The organism is Shinella sp., assembly GCF_052438155.1.
Classification (GTDB): domain Bacteria; phylum Pseudomonadota; class Alphaproteobacteria; order Rhizobiales; family Rhizobiaceae; genus Shinella.
In genome coordinates this window covers 1-2,126 of the sequence record NZ_JBQVPI010000098.1, presented here as the reverse complement: position 1 = coordinate 2,126, position 2,126 = coordinate 1, and the positions used below count along the sequence as shown (strand labels likewise).

The following is a 2,126-nucleotide window of genomic DNA, read 5'->3' as shown; positions in this document are numbered from 1 at the left end:
TAAATCAACCCGCGACCGAGCCGCAAAATCCACTCTTCCAAGGCCAAAAAAATCTCAGTTCATTTGACGACGGACAGTGCTCGACACGATCCAACTGAAGCATTGGACGACACTTGTGCCCGAAACCAAATTTTCTCAGCGTATCCTTCTTCGCGATCTTGCCCAAATGGCGGAAAGGACTGTGATCGAGGCCGATGCCCTTGTTGCTGAGTTGACCGACGAGGGGATCAAACATCCCATCCTGAGCGCAATTGGCAAGGTCATCTCAAGCCGGGCTGGTTCCCTGCAGAGAGTTATGGAGAAGGGTGTCTTAAGCATTTGAATGGTCTCAACATCCAGCGCCCTGTCCTTCGCACAACGGGTTGGTGGTTCAGATCCCTTCGAGAGCAAATCCATTCAGATGGGCCTGACACCCCTTCATTAGGAAAGACCGTACCAGGCGCCGCGGCCGGCACCGTGCAGGACGAGGTGCCCTTGATTCACGAGCGCCCTGAGATGATCCTTAATGGTGTGGCGGCTTGCATCGGTGATCCGTGCAGCCTCCGCGACCGTAATCCGCCCGTGCTCGCGTGCCAACTCGAGCAATGTCCCGGATAATTCCGGCATGTCGGCGAGGATAATCCGCTCGCGCTCCATTTTCTTCTCAAGGCGCGTCTTCTGCCGATGCAGCGCTCTCAGAAAGTACTCGATCCAGGGATTCCAGTCGGGCTCGGCGTTGCGGATCGTTCCCTGCGTGCGCCGAAGCGAGATGTAATAGCTCTCCTTGCTTTGCTCGATGATGCGCAGAAGGCGAATGTGGAACCTGTAACTGCGAGGCGGCAAACCTCTCGGCGCTCCCCCAAGTCCAACAGTAGGTTACCCCAAGCGGATGCCGACCCGACATATCAGTCGTGTCGGCGCTGCAGACGCGAACGTTTGTGCCGCGATGATCAGTTCATCGCGTTTACTTTATCGTCACTGGACCAGTTCGATCTCGCCCGGCTTCCACGTCTTGTCGAACCATGACTCCAGCGGGCCATAGAGGCGAAGAAGAACGTTCCAGCCCTTGCCGGGAACTGTCTGGACCCAGTTGGCTTCATGACCCGCCGGCGCTGTCGGTCCAAACCAGACATCGACCGAGGAGTCGGCGTTGATCACAATGTCCTTCTTGTCGCTGCCGATGCTGGGAAATTGCTGGTCTGTCTGCAGCATCGAACGCGTCTGATTGTCATAGACAACGAACGACCAGAATTCCTTTGCCGGAATGTTTGGCGGCAGGTGTATCTTATAGGTTTTGCCGCCATCGAACGGCTTGCCGTCCTTGTCGGTCGTGGCACCAGCGTATTGCGAACCGATGCCGACGCGCTTTATTGCCATGGCCGGCGTGATGCCCGTCGCATAGTAGTGGAACAGGACGCGGGCATCCAGATGGCGAACGCCGGGCTGCCGAAGAAACTCGTAGCTGCCACCGACGAAGCCGGTGAACCATGCGCTGTCCGGATAATAGTAGGCGTCCTTCATGCGGGTCTTGAAGGTGATGGTGCGTGCTGTCGCGTTGCCGACGGCTACGGCTTCAGTGAGGATCTCCTTCATCCGCTCGTCGGGTGCGAAGGGTTTGCCCTTTTCGATACCGATGGCGGCGAGCTGCCCCAGCACCTCCGGGTGATAGGCCTCGTTCGGCTCATATTGGACGATGTCGTTCACTTCCTCGTAGAAATGAAAATCATTGGCATGGATGGTGTTGAATTCCTTGCCTGAGACGTTGACCATCTTCATCTGCGGTGGATTGTTGGCTTCCGAAAGAAGATAGACCTTGGCGAACTTCCTGGTGTTTTCAACCGCTGTTGCAGTGCTGCCCTTTTCGAGGAAACCGCGCCAGAAGAAGAGGTTTCCGTAAGTCGAGGTTCGAAGCACGAAGTAGCCCTCGGGTATCTCACCCTCGTAGCCCGGCGGTAAAAGCAGGTATTTTCCACCCTTGCCCCTGTCCGGGCCGGCATTGCCGACATCGCCGACATATTGGAACCAGTGGTTGTCGATCATCCCCAGGATATTGGGCGGTGTCTCGATGACCAGTGGACCCGCTTTGGTGTCCAGCCACATGAGATTATAAATGCTTTCGGTGTTCCCGGTCAGGAACAGCGAATGTG

Annotated in this window: 3 protein-coding genes; 1 reads left to right on the top strand and 2 read right to left on the bottom strand. The window is 56.4% G+C overall.

Annotated elements, in window-relative coordinates; all coding sequences use genetic code 11:
* Positions 1 to 76 precede the first annotated feature (76 nt).
* Positions 77 to 322 carry a hypothetical protein gene (locus ACT6VE_RS34760; protein WP_444802649.1) on the top strand — a complete coding sequence of 82 codons (246 nt, stop codon included), beginning with the start codon at positions 77 to 79 and terminating at the stop codon, positions 320 to 322.
* A gap of 98 nt (positions 323 to 420) precedes the next feature.
* Here the strand turns inward: ACT6VE_RS34760 and ACT6VE_RS34755 are convergent, their stop codons facing one another.
* Positions 421 to 822 carry a DUF977 family protein gene (locus tag ACT6VE_RS34755; protein WP_069062044.1) on the bottom strand — a complete coding sequence of 134 codons (402 nt, stop codon included), beginning with the start codon at positions 820 to 822 and terminating at the stop codon, positions 421 to 423.
* A gap of 132 nt (positions 823 to 954) precedes the next feature.
* The coding region (locus ACT6VE_RS34750; RefSeq protein ID WP_444802648.1) for a DUF1254 domain-containing protein at positions 955 to 2,126 on the bottom strand (1,172 nt) is incomplete at its 5' end.